General features: G+C 62.1%; 12 protein-coding genes. 9 read left to right on the forward strand and 3 right to left on the reverse strand.

From position 1 onward, the window contains the following. Positions 1-9: 9 nt before the first annotated feature. Positions 10-456: a group II truncated hemoglobin gene (locus OU994_RS26720; protein ID WP_281608384.1), complete on the reverse strand. Its 447-nt coding sequence runs from the start codon at positions 454-456 to the stop codon at positions 10-12. A gap of 122 nt (positions 457-578) precedes the next feature. On the opposite strand from OU994_RS26720, the gene OU994_RS26725 reads away from it, so the two are divergent. Beyond that, positions 579-1,853, forward strand: coding sequence for a sensor histidine kinase KdpD (locus OU994_RS26725; protein WP_281608385.1), 1,275 nt, complete (start codon positions 579-581; stop codon positions 1,851-1,853). Next, complete coding sequence (locus tag OU994_RS26730) at positions 1,850-2,854, forward strand: response regulator (RefSeq protein ID WP_281608386.1); 1,005 nt, start codon at positions 1,850-1,852, stop codon at positions 2,852-2,854. The genes OU994_RS26725 and OU994_RS26730 overlap by 4 nt, the downstream gene beginning before the upstream one ends. Positions 2,855-2,960: 106 nt before the next feature. Here the strand turns inward: OU994_RS26730 and OU994_RS26735 are convergent, their stop codons facing one another. Together OU994_RS26735 and OU994_RS26740 are read right to left on the reverse strand one after the other, a co-directional pair. Next, a complete protein-coding gene (locus tag OU994_RS26735) occupies positions 2,961-5,492 on the reverse strand; it encodes an ABC transporter permease (protein ID WP_281608387.1) in 2,532 nt (843 codons plus the stop codon). 89 nt (positions 5,493-5,581) lie between these two features. After that, a complete protein-coding gene (locus OU994_RS26740; RefSeq protein ID WP_281608388.1) occupies positions 5,582-6,595 on the reverse strand; it encodes an adenosine deaminase in 1,014 nt (337 codons plus the stop codon). 583 nt (positions 6,596-7,178) lie between these two features. Between OU994_RS26740 and OU994_RS26745 the strand changes: the two genes are divergently transcribed. The 7 genes from OU994_RS26745 to OU994_RS26775 all read left to right on the forward strand — a co-directional run bounded on the left by OU994_RS26745 (position 7,179) and on the right by OU994_RS26775 (position 15,413). After that, positions 7,179-9,101 (forward strand): PrkA family serine protein kinase, encoded by a 1,923-nt coding sequence (locus tag OU994_RS26745; RefSeq protein WP_131144290.1) that lies wholly within the window; start codon positions 7,179-7,181, stop codon positions 9,099-9,101. A 110-nt stretch (positions 9,102-9,211) separates the two neighbouring features. Next, a complete protein-coding gene (locus OU994_RS26750) occupies positions 9,212-10,480 on the forward strand; it encodes a YeaH/YhbH family protein (RefSeq protein WP_281608389.1) in 1,269 nt (422 codons plus the stop codon). Beyond that, positions 10,480-12,021: a SpoVR family protein gene (locus tag OU994_RS26755; RefSeq protein WP_371861702.1), complete on the forward strand. Its 1,542-nt coding sequence runs from the start codon at positions 10,480-10,482 to the stop codon at positions 12,019-12,021. The genes OU994_RS26750 and OU994_RS26755 overlap by 1 nt, the downstream gene beginning before the upstream one ends. A gap of 771 nt (positions 12,022-12,792) precedes the next feature. After that, positions 12,793-13,452 (forward strand): energy transducer TonB, encoded by a 660-nt coding sequence (locus OU994_RS26760; protein WP_281608390.1) that lies wholly within the window; start codon positions 12,793-12,795, stop codon positions 13,450-13,452. A 78-nt stretch (positions 13,453-13,530) separates the two neighbouring features. After that, complete coding sequence (locus OU994_RS26765; RefSeq protein ID WP_281608391.1) at positions 13,531-14,484, forward strand: MotA/TolQ/ExbB proton channel family protein; 954 nt, start codon at positions 13,531-13,533, stop codon at positions 14,482-14,484. A 4-nt stretch (positions 14,485-14,488) separates the two neighbouring features. Continuing rightward, a complete protein-coding gene (locus OU994_RS26770; protein ID WP_281608392.1) occupies positions 14,489-14,914 on the forward strand; it encodes a biopolymer transporter ExbD in 426 nt (141 codons plus the stop codon). 64 nt (positions 14,915-14,978) lie between these two features. Further along, entirely contained in the window at positions 14,979-15,413 is a 435-nt protein-coding gene (locus tag OU994_RS26775) for a biopolymer transporter ExbD (RefSeq protein ID WP_281608393.1), read from the forward strand. Positions 15,414-15,549: the final 136 nt, after the last annotated feature.

Genomic DNA, 15,549 nt, shown 5'->3' on the forward strand with positions numbered 1-15,549 from the left:
CCGGCGGCTTCAGTCAGCCTTGTTGCGCATCCAGTCGGCCGTCTGGTAGAACGATTGCATCAGCCGCAGGCGCAGGTCCTCGGCAATGCCGACGTCTTCCATCGCCCACGCCATGGCGCGCAGCCACTGGTCGCGCTCGCTGCTGCCGACCGCAAACGGCAGGTGCCGGGCGCGCAGCCGCGGGTGGCCGAACTGTTCCTGGTACAGGTCCGGGCCGCCCATCCACCCGGTGAGGAACCAGTACAGCTTGTCCCGCGAGCCATCGGTGGCGGGCGGATGCATGGCCCGGATACCGGCGAATTCCGGCTCCAGCTCCATCAGGTCGTAGAAGCGGTCGACCATCTCGCGGAGCTTTTCGGCGCCGCCGATGACCTCGTACAAGGTACGCGACTCGGCAGGCGGGTCGGCAGGTGAGCCAGTACGTGCGTCGGTAGATTCGTTGCGTGATTCAGTCATGGTGGCAATGATAGCGCACTGCGCGTGAGCTGATTGATCCAAATCAATTCGGCATGCGATACCGCTCAACATGGCTGGGTTTGGTAGGAAGATGGTTGCTTGTCCTGAGCCATCACACAGCCATGCATCACGATGCAATCGAACGCGCGGCCGGCGGTTTCATCGGCCGGCTGGCGCGGCGCCACCGCGGCGGCGAACGCGCGGCCATCCAGGCGTTTGTGCTGGGCTGGCTCAGCGTCATCCTCCACCCCCTCTACTTCGTGGTGTTCACGTGGGTCTTCCCGCAGCCGTACGAAAGCCCCGCGCTCCGGCTGCTGGGCACCCTGGTGGGCGCCGCCGGCATCGCGGCCGCGCGCTACCGTACCCGCTGGTGCGAACTGTATGTACCGGTAGCGCTCACCTTCGTGCTGCCGTTCTTCGGTTCCTACATGTTCTTGATGAACAGCGCTTCCAGCGCCTGGACGCAGTGCCTGACGGTGATGATCGTCGGACTGTTCCACTTTCCCACCGCGCTGGCGCTGCGCTGCTACGCGGGCGGCATCGCACTGGCATGCCTGGGCGTGGCATGGCAGGGCAAGGGCGAGGTGCTGCTGTCGCACGGCGTGCTGGAACAGTTGCCGGTGCACGCCATGATCGTTTTGCTGCTGAGCCTGGCCCGCTTTTCGCGGGTGGCGCTGGAGCAGGAAAAAATGGCCGGCCTGGGCGAGGGGCTGGGTGCCGTGGCGCACGAGATGCGCACCCCGCTGGCCGCCATGGAAGCCAATGTGCGGGGATTGACGCGCATGCTGCAGGCGCTGCCGGCCGGCCAGCCGGACGACCTGCGCCATGCGCTGGGCCGCGTGCAGTACGAAGTGCGCCACATGAACCACCTGATCGACCTGTTCCTGCTGTCGGCCAACGCGGTGCGGCGCCGCCACGAACCGTTCGAAACGGTGTCGATGGCCGACGCGGTGCAGGCCGTGCTGCGCCGCTATCCGTTTACCAGCCCCGAACAGAGCGAGGCGGTCACGGTGGAAGTGCGCGGCAATTTCCGCTTTGCCGGCCAGCACGAGCTGACGGTGGTCATCCTTCTCAACCTGCTGCGCAACGCCCTCAAGGCAATCCACCGGGCCGGCAAGGGCCGCGTGCGCATCGTCGTCGACGGCAACCGCAGATCCCCCAGGCTGCTGTTCATCGATACCGCCTGCGGCATCGCGGCGCGCCGCCTGCCGCTGATCTTCCAGCGTTTCTATGCGTACCCCGCGCACAACGGCACCGGCATCGGCCTGGCCCTGTGCCGGCAGATCATGCGCGCGTGGAATGCCGAAATCCGCTGCGTATCGCGCGAACATGCCTACTCGATCTTTGTGCTGGAGTTTCCGGTTCAGCGCAGCACCCCGCCATCAGGTGACTCATGAGACTTCCGATCCTTTCCCATCCGACCACGGTGGTGCTGGTGGACGACAGCGATTCGTTCCTGAAAAGCCTGTCGTTCCAGCTCGACCCGCTATTGCCCAGCAAGACCTTCCACGATACGGCGGTGGCGCTGGACTGGTTCGCGCGCAGCACGCGCCGCGAAGACTTGCCGCTGCATGTGGATTTCGACAGCCTGAACCAGTCGCCCGACCAGCCTAACGTGGCGGTCGACATGCGCCGCATCCACCGCGTGTGCGAACAGCCGCTGCGCTTCACGATTCCTTCCGTGCTGGTGGTCGACTACTCGATGCCGCAGATGAACGGCGTGGAATTCTGCGACGCGCTGCGGCACCTGCCGACCAAGAAAATCCTGTTTACCGGCGCGGCGGACGAGAAGATCGCGGTGGATGCGTTCAACCGCGGCCTGATCGACCGCTACATCAAGAAAAGCGACGACGACGCGCTCGACCGGCTGGAAGCGGAAATCGGCGCCATGCAGCGCGCCTTCTTCATCGACTACGCGCAAACGCTGGCGGACATGCTGGCCCTGCACGACTACAGCTTCCTGCGCTGCCAGGCGATGGCCGCGGTGGTGCAGGAACAATACCGCCGCAATGGCTTCGTCGAACACTACCTGTATCCGGGCCCGGCCGGCATCCTGTTCTTCGACCGCTACGGCCGCGCCAAGCTGATGGTGATCGAAACGGAACAGGGCATGTGCGCGCAGTACGAAGTGGCGCGCGACAACGATGCGCCCCATTCACTGCTGCTGGCGCTGTCCGAACGGCGCGTGCTGCCGTTCTTTCCGCCGGGCGACGGCATGTATTCCACCGAGGCGGGCGATGAATGGCACCGCCACTGCCGCACGCCGCAAGTGTGCATGGGCCGTGAAAAGTACTACTGGGCGCTGTTCGACTTTCCCGAGCATTACCTGGCCGCGCCGCCGGCGCCGTTCGAGCAGTTCCTGAATGCGCGGCAGGCCGACGCTTATCTGGTGGCGTGACGGATCAAGGCATCGGTGACTGGTGTCGGACAGCATTTTCCGGCCTTTTCGGAAAATGGTGTGCGACACCGGTCCCGGGGTATCCGGCACCCAGCCTCCTGTCCGTTCAGGCTTCCCGCAGGGTCTGCAACGGCGGCTGCCGCAGCACGTTGCGCAGCCCCAGCCAGCCGCCCACCGCGGCGCAGACGGCCCCCACGGCCACGCCGGCCATCCACGCGGCGGGGCTGAAGACCCAGTCGAACTTGAACTGGTAGGTCGCCAGTCCCCAGCCCATCGCCGCGGCGCCGGTCGCGGCCAGCAGCCCGGCCAGCGAGCCCACCAGCAGGAATTCGATCATCTGCGCGCGCGAAAGCTGGCGCCGGGTGGCACCCAGCGCGCGCAGCAGGCCCGATTCGCGGGTGCGTTCATCCTGCGACCCCATCAGCGCCGCATACAGCACCAGCAAGCCGGAAGCCAGCGTGAAGGCGAACAGGAATTCCACCGCCTGGATCACCTGGTCCAGCACGGACTGGATCTGGCGCAGCACGCCGCCCACGTCCACCACGGTCAGGTTCGGATAGTCGCGCGACAGTTGCGTGCCCAGCGCGGCCGCTTTCTTGGGCAGGTGGAACGACGTGATCCATGTCTGCGGCGTTTCGGCCATCGCACGCGGGTTGATGATGACGAAGAAGTTCACCCGCATCGAGCCCCATTCCAGCTTGCGCAGGCTGGTGATGCGCGCTTCCACGGGCGAACCGGCGATATCGAAGCGCATCGTGTCGCCCAGTTTCAGGCCCAGCGTTTTCGCCAGCCCTTCCTCGACCGATGCCTCGGCGCTGCCGGGCGCATCGTCGAACCAGGTGCCGGCGGTGAGCTTGTTCTGCGACGGCAGTTCGCTCATCGTCGACAGGTTGAATTCGCGCTCGGCCAGGTTGCGCGCCCGGCCTTCCGGATAGGTGGCCGGCGTGACCAGCTTGCCGTTGACGGCCGTCAGGCGCCCGCGGATCATCGGGTACAGCGGCGCTTCCAGCGCCCCGCCGGCGCGCAGCCTGGCGGCGATTTCATCCTTCTGGTCCGGCTGGATGTTGATCACGAAATGGTTCGGCGCATCCGGCGGCGTGGCGTTGCGCCAGGAGGTCATCAGGTCGTCGCGCACGATCGTCAGCACCAGCAGCGCCATCAGGCCCAGCGCCAGCGACACCACCTGCACCACCGTGGCGCCGGGGCGCCGCTGCAGCGACGTGACGGCGAAGCGCCATGCCGGGTGCTTCAATGACGTGCGCAGCGACGTCAATGCCGCCAGGCCGCCGTAGCCGGCCAGCGCGAACAGGCCGAACGCGCCCACGAAGCCGAGCGCCGTGTACAGCGCCAGCTTCAGGTCGCCGGCCTGCCACAGCAGCAGCACGACGAACGCGGCCAGCCCGAGCCCGTAGGTGGCCAGCGCCATCGGCTGGGGCGGCGCCTGCTCGCGGCGGATCACGCGGTTGTGCGGCACGTTGCGCAGCTGCAGGATCGGCGGCAGCGCGAAACCGGCCAGCAGCAGCATGCCGGTGGCCAGCCCCTGCAGGGCGGGCATGACCGATACCGGCGGCAGGTCGGCCTGCACCAGGCGGCCCAGCAGTTCGAGCAGCACGAAGTGGCTGCCGAATCCGACCAGCACGCCGATCACGCTGCCGGCCAGGCCCACCAGCAGGAATTCGATCAGGTAGATCGCCGTCACCTGGTTCTGGGTCAGGCCCAGGCAGCGCAGCATCGCGCAGGCGTCGAGATGGCGCAGCATGAAGCGGCGTGCCGCCATGGCCACCGCCACGGCCGCCAGCATGGCCGACAGCAGCCCGACCAGCGACAGGAAGCGGTCGGCCCGCTCCAGTGTCTCGCGCATTTCCGGACGGCCTTCTTCCAGCGTGTCGATGCGGATATTGCGTGCCTTCCCCGCATTGATCTCGCCGCGCAGCCATTCGGCGTAGGCGTTGACGGCGGCGCGGCCGTCCGCCCCCTGCCCCGCCGCCAGCAGGCGGTAGGTGATGCGCGAACCGGTTTGCACCAGGTTGGTTCTGGGCAGTTCGTCGAGCCGCAGCATCACGCGCGGGGCGAAATTGGCGAAACCGGTGCCCCGGTCGGGCTCGGTCGCGACCAGCTGGGCAACGCGGAACGTGGCATCGCCCACCCGGATGCTGTCGCCGATGCGCGCGTTCAGGGCGCGCAGCACGGCCACGTCGACCCACACGGTGCCGGGAGCGGGAATGTCCGGCGCCGGCGTGCCGATGTTTTCGTTGGCCTGCTCCGGATCGGTCGTCACCTTGACGCGGCCGCGCAGTGGATAGCCGGGGCTGACGGCTTTCAGCGAGGCCAGCAGCGACTGCACGGCCTCGCCTTCGCCGGCCTGGGCCATGCTGGGGAACACGGCTGTATCAGCCAGCACGAGGCCGCGGCGCGCCGCTTCCTCGCGCCAGGCGGTGGACAGCTGCTGGTCGCCGGCGATCACGAGATCCGCGCCGAGCAGCTGGTGGGCATCGCGATTCAGGCCGGCACGCAGCCGGTCGATGAAGAAGCCGGCCGACGACAGCGCGGCCACGGCAACGATCAGTGCGACCAGCAGGAAGCGCAGCTGGCCGGCGCGCCAGTCGCGCGCGGTCATGCGGAAGGCTTGGAGGAACATGGTCAGGTAGGTGAACCGGGGTCGTGGTTAACCCAGGAACGCAACCCTGGGTGGAATGCCGCTGCTAGTCCTTACATCGGATCCTTACATCAAACGACGTCGAAGGCCGAGAAATACGCGTCGACCTCGTCGAGGAACTTCTGCTTCTGCTCGGCCGGCAGGAACGATGCGGCAAAGCCGTTCCTGGCCAGTTCGTGCGCATGCTGCAGCCCCAGCGACAGCGAGTCGAACGCGGCCAGGAAATTCTCGTTCAGGTAGCCGCCGAAGTAGGCCGGATCGTCCGAATTGACGGTGACGACGAGGCCGGCGTCGAGCAGGGTCAGCAGGTTGTGTTCCTGCATCGTGTCGAACACGCGCAGCTTGATGTTCGACAGCGGGCACACGGTCAGCGCCATCTTCTCGGCGGCCAGGCGGCGCGTCAGCGCGGCGTCTTCCAGGCAGCGCACGCCGTGGTCGATGCGTTCGACGTGCAGCACGTCCAGCGCCGACCAGATGTATTCCGGCGGACCTTCCTCGCCGGCGTGCGCCACCAGGTGCAGGCCCAGTTCGCGGGCGCGGGCGAACACGCGCGTGAATTTTTCCGGTGGATGGCCGACCTCGGAAGAGTCGAGACCCACGCCGATGAACTTGTCGCGGTACGGCAGCGCGGCCTCCAGCGTGGCGAGCGCGTCGTCTTCGGACAGGTGGCGCAGGAAGCACAGGATCAGCGTGGCGGACACCTCGCTGTCGGCGCAGGCGCGGTGGATGCCGTCGATCACGTCGCCGATCGGCACGCCGCGCGCGGTGTGCGTTTGCGGATCGAAGAAGATCTCCGCATGGCGCACATGGTCGGCTTTGGCGCGCTCCAGGTAGGCGGCGGTCATGTCGTAGAAATCCTGCTCCTTGAGCAGCACGCTGGCGCCGGCATAGTAAATGTCCAGGAACGATTGCAGGTCCTGGAAAGCATAGGCCGCGCGCAGGGCGTCGACGGAGGGATAGGCGAGCTGCACGCCGTTGCGCTGGGCGAGCGCGAAGATCAGTTCCGGTTCCAGCGAACCTTCGATGTGGATGTGCAGTTCGGCTTTCGGCATGTTCTGCACGATGTGGCGGATTTGGGTATTCATTACGTTCCTTTGTTCGCTGATAAAGCGCATCTTAGCGCAAGACCGAATGTTTTTTCAGCCGCTGCCCTGCCGCACGTTTTACGTGGCGTTCAGCACAGCTTGATCAACCATGCTACTGTGATGTCAAGCGTGAAGGAAATGGCAACAACGCCCCGGATTGACCCAAGCGTGCGCGTGTTTTTCCTTGTTTTTTCCTTGTGAATCAGGGCTTTACAGATGAGATTGACGATGTTGGATAATATTTTGACTTCCGGCACCAATAGCGCAATAATCGATTCCACAAGCGAATTTCACAATCGTAAGATGCGTTTCGGCGCAAACACACGCAAGCCGGCACTCCTCCACAGCGCCGCGAATAAAAAACTCAGCTCACGGCACGCGCAACGCGTGCCACTGCCAGAAGCTGACGGTATTCATGACAATCAAGGAGCATCACCCAGGATCAGGCCGACAGCCTTGCACGACGACTGCCGACCACAGTAAGGGAAGCCCTGCATGAACGCCGCGCGCATCCGCAGGATGGCGGCGCGGCAGCGATGGCGGACTTTCCGTGACGAGTAGGTTTACATCAGAGGACACGCACATGACGATCTTTGACACTTACGCAGCACGGTACGAGCGCACCAAGGAAGAGGAAATGTCCCTCTCCGAGTATCTCCAGTTATGCAAGAAGGATCACCTGACCTATGCGACGGCGGCGGAGCGGATGCTGGCCGCGATCGGTGAGCCGACGCTGGTCGACACGCGCAACGACACCCGGCTGTCCCGCATCTTTGCCAACAAGGTCATCAAGATCTACCCAGCCTTCCGCGAGTTCTATGGCATGGAGGAAGTGATCGAACAGGTGGTGTCCTACTTCCGCCATGCGGCCCAGGGCCTGGAAGAGCGCAAGCAGATCCTTTACCTGCTCGGTCCGGTTGGCGGCGGCAAGTCGTCGATTGCCGAGAAACTGAAATCGCTGATGGAACAGGTGCCGTTCTACTGCCTGAAGGGTTCTCCCGTGAACGAGTCGCCGCTCGGCCTGTTCAACGAGGCCGAAGACGGCGTGATCCTGGAAGAGGATTACGGCATCCCGCGCCGCTACCTGCGCAGCATTCCCAGCCCGTGGGCGGTCAAGCGGCTGCATGAGTACAACGGCGACATCAACCAGTTCCGCGTGGTCAAGCGCTACCCGTCGATCCTGAAGCAGGTCGCCATCTCGAAGACCGAGCCGGGCGATGAAAACAACCAGGATATCTCTTCGCTGGTGGGCAAGGTCGACATCCGCAAGCTGGAGGATTACGCGCAGGACGATCCCGATGCCTACAGCTATTCCGGCGGCCTGTGCCTGGCGAACCAGGGCCTGATGGAGTTCGTGGAGATGTTCAAGGCGCCGATCAAGGTGCTGCACCCGCTGCTGACGGCCACGCAGGAAGGCAACTACAAGGGTACCGAGGGCTTCGGCGCGATCCCCTTCGATGGCGTGGTGCTGGCCCACTCGAACGAATCGGAGTGGAAGAGCTTCCGCAACAACCGCAACAACGAGGCGTTCCTGGACCGGATCTATATCGTCAAGGTGCCGTATTGCCTGCGCGTGTCGGACGAGGTGAAGATCTACGACAAGCTGCTGCGCAATTCCTCGCTGGCCGAGGCCCCGTGCGCGCCGGGCACGCTGCGCATGATGTCGCAGTTTGCCATCCTGTCGCGCCTGAAGGAGCCGGAGAACTCGTCGATCTTCTCCAAGATGCTGGTCTACGATGGCGAGAACCTGAAGGATACCGATCCGAAGGCCAAGTCGATCCACGAGTATGTCGACTATGCCGGGGTGGACGAAGGCATGAACGGCCTGTCGACCCGCTTCGCCTTCAAGATCCTGTCGAAGGTGTTCAACTTCGACTCGACCGAGGTGGCGGCCAATCCGGTGCACCTGCTGTACGTGCTCGAGCAGCAGGTCGAGCGCGAGCAGTTCCCGCCGGAGACCGAACAAAAATACTTCTCCTATATCAAGGAGCACCTGGCGCAGCGCTACGTGGACTTCATCGGCAAGGAAATCCAGACCGCCTACCTGGAAAGCTATTCCGAATATGGCCAGAACATCTTCGACCGTTACGTGACGTTCGCCGACTTCTGGATCCAGGACCAGGAATACCGCGATCCGGACACCGGCGAAAGCTTCGACCGCGAATCGCTGAACGCCGAGCTGGAAAAGATCGAAAAGCCGGCCGGCATCAGCAATCCGAAGGATTTCCGCAACGAGATCGTCAATTTCGGCCTGCGCGCCCGTGCCAACAATGGCGGCAAGAACCCGGCCTGGACGTCGTACGAGAAATTCCGCACCGTGATCGAGAAGAAGATGTTCTCGAATACGGAAGAACTGTTGCCGGTGATCTCGTTCAACGCCAAGGCGAGCGCCGAAGATGCCAACAAGCACGCCGACTTCGTGGCACGGATGGTGGAAAAAGGCTACACCGCCAAGCAGGTGCGGCTGCTGTGCGAATGGTATCTGCGTGTGCGGAAGTCGTCGTAAGGCTGTCAGTGCCATAATAGGTTCGACAAGCGAGTCTGGTTCACAGCAGTACCGGGCTTCGCGCTCCCGCCTGCCGGCGGGAGCGTGGTCCCCACCGCAGGAGGATTCTTTTGAGTTACCTCATCGACAGACGGCTGCAGGGCAAGAACAAGTCCGCGGTCAACCGCGAACGGTTCTTGCGCCGCTACAAGGCCCAGATCAAGGACGCGGTCGGGCGCGCCATCAAGGGCCGTTCGATCACCGACATTGAAAATGGCGAGAAGGTCTCGATTCCCGTCAAGGACGTGAACGAGCCTTCCTTCGGGCATGCCCATGGCGGCGTGTGGGAAGTCGTCAATCCCGGCAACCAGGAATACCAGAAGGGCGACCAGATCGCCCGGCCGAAGGGCGGCGGCGGTTCCGGCCGCGGCAAGGCAGGCAACAGCGACCAGACCTCCGAGGATGACTTCATCTTCGAACTGTCGCGCGAAGAATTCATGAATTACTTCTTTGAAGATCTCGAGCTGCCGAACCTGGTCAAGACGCAACTGACCGCCACCACCGATTTCAAGAGCCAGCGCGCCGGCTATACCGTGTCCGGCACGCCCAGCAACATCCACGTGCTGCGCTCCCTGCGCGGCGCACTGGGGCGGCGCATCGCCGTCGGCGGCCCGTCGCGCAAGGCGCTCGCCGAAGCCGAACAGGAACTGGAAACCTTGCTGCTGGCCGACGTGCCGCTGGACGATTTCCGCGTCGTCGAGCTGAAAAAGCGCATCCATCACCTGCACACCAAGCTGCTGGCGATTCCGTACATCGATCCGTTCGACCTGCGCTACAGCAACCGCATCAAGATTCCCAAGCCGATGACGCAGGCCGTGATGTTCTGCATCATGGACGTGTCCGGTTCGATGGACGAGCAGCGCAAGGATACCGCGAAGCGCTTCTTCATCCTGCTGTACCTGTTCCTGAAACGGGTGTACGACAAGATCGAGGTGGTCTTCATCCGCCACCACACGGCGGCGGCGGAAGTGGACGAGCACGAGTTCTTCCATTCGCGCGAGTCGGGCGGCACGGTGGTGTCGTCGGCGCTGAACCTGCTCAACAAGATCATCGACGAGCGCTACGGCGCCGGCCAGTGGAACAGCTACGTGGCCCAGGCCTCGGACGGCGACAACTGGGATAACGACTCGGTGCTGTGCCGCCAGCTGCTGACCAACACGATCATGCCGAAGGTGCAGTACTACACCTATGTGGAAATCACCGACGGCCCGCCGCAGAACCTGTGGGAACAGTATGCGCAGGTGCCGGAGATCCACCGCCACTTCGCGATGCAGAAAATTGTCACACCGGCCGACATCTATCCGGTGTTCCGTGAACTGTTCAAGAAACAGCCAAAATAATGAACCAGATGATGAAGCGACCGCCCCACCCGCGCGCGCTGCCGGAACAGTCGGAATGGACATTCGAGCTGATCGAGCAGGCACACGAGGAAATCAAGCGCGTGGCCGAGAGTTTCGGCCTCGATACCTACCCGAACCAGCTCGAGATCATCACGGCCGAGCAGATGATGGATGCCTACACCTCCGTCGGCATGCCCGTGTCGTACAGCCACTGGTCGTTCGGCAAGCACTTCCTGTCCACGGAAAAAGGCTACAAGCGCGGCCAGATGGGCCTGGCCTACGAGATCGTCATCAACAGCAATCCCTGCATCGCCTACCTGATGGAGGAAAACAGCCTGACGATGCAGGCGCTGGTGATCGCGCACGCGGCCTACGGCCACAATTCCTTCTTCAAGGGGAATTACCTGTTCCGCACCTGGACCGATGCGGAAGCGATCATCGACTACATGGTGTTCGCCAAGAACTACATCGCCGAGTGCGAGCAGCGGCACGGCATCGATGCCGTCGAGCTGTTGCTCGATTCCTGCCACGCCATCCAGAACTATGGCGTGGACCGCTACAAGCGGCCGGCCAAGCTGTCGCTGGCGCAGGAGCAGCGCCGCCAGAAGGAACGCGAAGCCTACCTGCAATCGCAGATCAACGAACTGTGGCGCACGCTGCCGCGCAAGGCGGAAGAGGAAACGGTGGCGCAGTCGCCCACGCGCTTCCCGCCCGAGCCCGAGGAAAACCTGCTGTACTTCATCGAAAAGTACGCGCCCCTGCTGGAACCGTGGCAGCGCGAACTGGTGCGCATCGTGCGCAAGATCTCGCAATACTTCTACCCGCAGCGGCAAACCCAGGTGATGAACGAGGGCTGGGCCACGTTCTGGCACTACACCATCCTGAACCAGCTGTATGACGAAGGCGTGATCGGCGACGGCTTCATGATGGAATTCCTGAAGAGCCATACCAACGTCGTCTACCAGCCGCCGGTGCACAGCCCCTATTACAACGGCATCAATCCGTATGCGCTGGGTTTCGCGATGATGACGGACATCCGCCGCATCTGTGAAAACCCGACGGCCGAGGACCGCGAATGGTTCCCGGACATCGCCGGCAGCGACTGGAAGCAGACGCTGCATTTCGCGATGCGCAACTTCAAGGATGAAAGCTTCATCGCCCAATACCTGTCGCCACGGCTGATCCGGGAATTCCACTTCTTCGCCGTGCTGGACGACGACCGCAACGAAAAGCTGTCCGTGTCGGCCATCCACGATGAAATGGGTTACCGCTACGTGCGCCAGCAGCTGGCCGACCAGTACAACCTGGGCAACCGGGAGCCGAACATCCAGGTCTGGTCCGTCAATACGCGGGATGACCGGGCACTGACCTTGCGGCATACCCAGTTCAACCGCCGGCCACTGAACCAGCAGGCCCACGAGGTGCTCAAGCACGTCGCGCGGCTGTGGGGCTTCGATGTGCACCTCGATACCGTGTCCCCGGAAGGCAAGTTGATCAGTACGCTCGAATGCAAGCGTGAAAAGCGCGGCCGCCTGATCTGAACTCGCTCACGGGCAGTCCGCTGCTTCCGCCGGCGCCGGCCAGCCAGATGGTTGGCCGGCGCCGGCGTTTTCATCGCGTACGAGGCGGACAAACCAGGGCGTTCAACGCCCCTGCCCGGTCTTTCCTTCCTGCTGACTTTCTGCTGACTTTCTGCTGACCTTCCTGCTGACCTTCCTGCCCGCCTTTCCGCTGGCCTTCTGTATACCTGCCAGCCGGCGCCGCCTTGTGACGGGTAACGCGCGTCCGCCTGAAACTGTCCTCCGCTCTCCTGTTTGCCGCAGACTGGTCTGACCGCCTTGACAGACCGGCTGGACCGCACTTACATTTCGCCGCGATCTCGGCAGATTTTCTGTAGTGAACTTTCAAGCTTGTTTTTTTTGTATTCGGGTGCTCCACCCGGGCCGTAAACTGCATATACTGGAGAGGCCAAGGTACCGCTCCCATTATGTAGAAAAAGCAAAATTCGGTACCAAATTTTACATTGCTCGAAGGGAGGAAAGCGCGCAGAAAATTCTGTTTTTTTCGCATTCGGAAAACTTCATGGCATTGCCTGACCGGCTTGCACAGCGTTGGTCAGCGGTGCCCTGGAACGGACGCCAGATTGGTGCAGGTGTGCAGCTAAGGGCATGAAATTTAACCAGTTTTTTGAGCCCAAAATTCTATGTACAATGAAGAATTCGTATGTATAATTCGCCGACGTCCCGGATGCGGCTGTAGCTTTGTGTCGCTATTTTGGGGTTCAAGTAGAGTAGGTATTGGAGAAAGCAGGCATGAATTTTAGTGATAACGGGAAGGTCAAAAAGAACTATACCGGCATCGTGGTAGTGGTGGCCTTGCACATAGTCGCTGGTTACGGGATCGTGTCGGGCTTGGGCAAACGGATGATCACTAAAATGATCGAGCCGGTTGAAACCAAGATCATCGAAGAGGTCGCTCCGCCGCCGCCGAAGGAGCTGCCTCCGCCGCCTCCGCCGCCGGAGATGAAAGCGCCGCCACCGCCGTTCATTCCGCCAGTCGAAGTGAACGTGCAGCAGCCGCCGCCGCCGCAGAACGTGATCGCCAACGCGACCAACGTGAAACCGGCAACGAACGAACTGGCGAAACCGGCACCACCGGCACCTCCTGCGCCGCCGGCACCTCCGGCCCAGTCCGTACGTATTCCCGCAGTGGCTGACTTCAGCACCTGCGCGAAGCCGGAATGGCCGAAGTCGTCGCTGCGTAACGAAGAAACGGGCACGGTAACCTTATCGTTCCTGATTGGGGTCGACGGTCGCGTTGCCGATTCCAAGATCGTGAAATCCAGTGGCTTCCGGGACTTGGACAAGGCGGCTGTGAATGGTATCGGCAAGTGCAAGTTCAAGCCGACCATGGTAGACGGCAAGCCGGAACAAGCGTGGATGCAAATGCAATACGTCTGGACGCTGGAATAACCCGAGACAAAGTCTCATTTAGCAAGATTCGTTGTCGTTACGTTCAGCGAACTGATCTTTTATCAATTTGGAGGAAGCATGTTTAAGAATACCCGTTTGTCCGCTGTACTGGCCGCTGTGCTGTTCTCGGTGACCGCAGCATCTGCCCTGGTGAGCGCGCCGGCCATGGCCGACGCACCTGCCCCGGCCGCCGCGGATGCGCCTGCAGCGCCGGCAGCGGATGCGGCAGCAGCACCGGCAGCCGACGCAGCAGCCGCACCGGCAGCCGACGCGGCAGCCGCACCAGCAGGTGACGCGGCAGCCGATGCCGGCGGCCACGGCGCAGCTGGCAAGGAAGAAGTGGAAAACCCATTCGGTATCAAGGCAGCCTGGGAATCGGGCATTGTCCCGAAAGGCACCATCATCATCATGTCGATCATGTCGATCGGTTCGTGGTACATCATCATCACCAAGTTCCTGGACCAGATGAAAATCATGCGTCAAGCCCGTGAAACGTCTGCCAAGTTCTGGAAAGCATCGTCGATCGCTGCCGGCACCACGACCCTGGCCGAAGGCTCGCCGTTCCGCTTCATCGCCGAATCCGGCACCAAGGCTTCCGCTCACCACGACGGCGCCCTGCTGGAGCAGATCGACCTGTCGACCTGGGTGACGATGTCGATCCAGCGCGCCGTGGACAAAGTCCAGTCGCGTCTGCAAGACGGCCTGTCGTTCCTGGCAACCGTGGGCTCGACCGCACCGTTCATCGGTCTGTTCGGTACGGTGTGGGGTATTTACGGTGCACTGACCAACATCGGTATGACCGGTAACGCGTCGATCGACAAGGTTGCAGGTCCGGTCGGTGAAGCACTGATCATGACGGCATTCGGTCTGGCAGTCGCAGTTCCTGCCGTTCTGGGCTACAACTGGCTGGTGCGTCGTAACAAGACCGCGATGGAAGAAGTGCGTACCTTCGCTGCAGACGTGCACTCGGTGCTGATCTCCGGCGCGATGTCCACCGCTGACTCCGCTACTCGTGCGAAAAAAGTAGGCTAATACCATGTCGATGTCCGTAGGCTCCGATAGCGGCGAAGACCAGGTAATGTCGGAGATCAACACGACGCCCCTCGTGGACATCATGTTGGTTCTCCTGATCATCTTCCTGATTACTAGCCCGGTCGTTCTCAAACTGCAGAAGATTACTCTGCCGGAAGAGGTCAACCAGGTTATTCAAACCAAACCGGAAAATGTCAATATCGTCGTCAACAAGGACGGTGACATCTACTGGAATCAGAAGAAAATGGCGGACACTAATGAGTTGTTCGATTTTCTGAAGGTCGAGGCTGTGAAGGTGCCGCAACCCGAAGTACACGTACGTGGCGATAAAGAAGTCAAGTATGAGTCCATCGGCCGCGTGATCTTCACGACCCAGCGCGCTGGCATCCAGAAGGTTGGTTTCATCACCGAACCGCCTGACAAGATGTAAGGCCCCTGCCCGGCTGGCCAGGTTTCATTGACCGGCCGGGCAGTCTTTCAAAAGGAACACACCCATGAGTATGAATGTCGGTTCGGGCAGCGCCGCTCCCAATGCGGATCCGGAACCAATGATGGAAATGAACATGACACCGCTCATCGACGTGATGCTGGTGCTGATCATTATGCTGATTATTACGATCCCGAAAGCGAATCACTCGGTGAACCTGAACATGCCGGTCGGTACGCCGCCGCCATCGACGGTGGAGCCGGTGGTCGTGACGATCGACGTGGACTTCGACGGTACGATCCTGTGGGATGGCCAAACCATCCCGGATCGCGCCACGCTGGAGCAGAAGCTGATGAACGTGGCGGCACAGGCTGATCAGCCGGAAGTGCACCTGCGTCCCAACAAGCTGGTCGAGTACAACGCTGTTGCAGGCGTGATGGCCGCGGCCCAGCGCCTGGGCGTCACGAAGATCGGCCTCGTCGGTAACGAGCAGTTCCAGTAAAGTATTTTCCTGGACAGTTTCGATTCCTGGCATACAAAGATCGCGGTACTTCGGTACCGCGATTTTTGTAAGTGCGAGTAACTTTTGAAACTCAGGAGTACGGCTCTTTATTTTCCACGATAGGCGGGTTATCCTG

Origin of the sequence: Pseudoduganella sp. SL102, from assembly GCF_027856995.1 — a bacterium.
In the GTDB taxonomy this organism is placed as follows: Bacteria; Pseudomonadota; Gammaproteobacteria; order Burkholderiales; family Burkholderiaceae_D; genus Rugamonas; species Rugamonas albidiflava.

Excerpts from the sequence above, each read along its gene's own strand:
- OU994_RS26730 (WP_281608386.1), top strand. The coding sequence starts at position 1,850 with ATGAGACTTCCGATCCTTTCCCATCCGACCACGGTGGTGCTGGTGGAC.
- OU994_RS26745 (WP_131144290.1), top strand. The coding sequence starts at position 7,179 with ATGACGATCTTTGACACTTACGCAGCACGGTACGAGCGCACCAAGGAA.
- OU994_RS26760 (WP_281608390.1), top strand. The coding sequence starts at position 12,793 with ATGAATTTTAGTGATAACGGGAAGGTCAAAAAGAACTATACCGGCATC.
- OU994_RS26740 (WP_281608388.1), bottom strand. The coding sequence starts at position 6,595 with ATGAATACCCAAATCCGCCACATCGTGCAGAACATGCCGAAAGCCGAA.
- OU994_RS26770 (WP_281608392.1), top strand. The coding sequence starts at position 14,489 with ATGTCGATGTCCGTAGGCTCCGATAGCGGCGAAGACCAGGTAATGTCG.
- OU994_RS26725 (WP_281608385.1), top strand. The coding sequence starts at position 579 with ATGCATCACGATGCAATCGAACGCGCGGCCGGCGGTTTCATCGGCCGG.
- OU994_RS26735 (WP_281608387.1), bottom strand. The coding sequence starts at position 5,492 with ATGTTCCTCCAAGCCTTCCGCATGACCGCGCGCGACTGGCGCGCCGGC.
- OU994_RS26775 (WP_281608393.1), top strand. The coding sequence starts at position 14,979 with ATGAGTATGAATGTCGGTTCGGGCAGCGCCGCTCCCAATGCGGATCCG.
- OU994_RS26765 (WP_281608391.1), top strand. The coding sequence starts at position 13,531 with ATGTTTAAGAATACCCGTTTGTCCGCTGTACTGGCCGCTGTGCTGTTC.
- OU994_RS26755 (WP_371861702.1), top strand. The coding sequence starts at position 10,480 with ATGAACCAGATGATGAAGCGACCGCCCCACCCGCGCGCGCTGCCGGAA.
- OU994_RS26720 (WP_281608384.1), bottom strand. The coding sequence starts at position 456 with ATGACTGAATCACGCAACGAATCTACCGACGCACGTACTGGCTCACCT.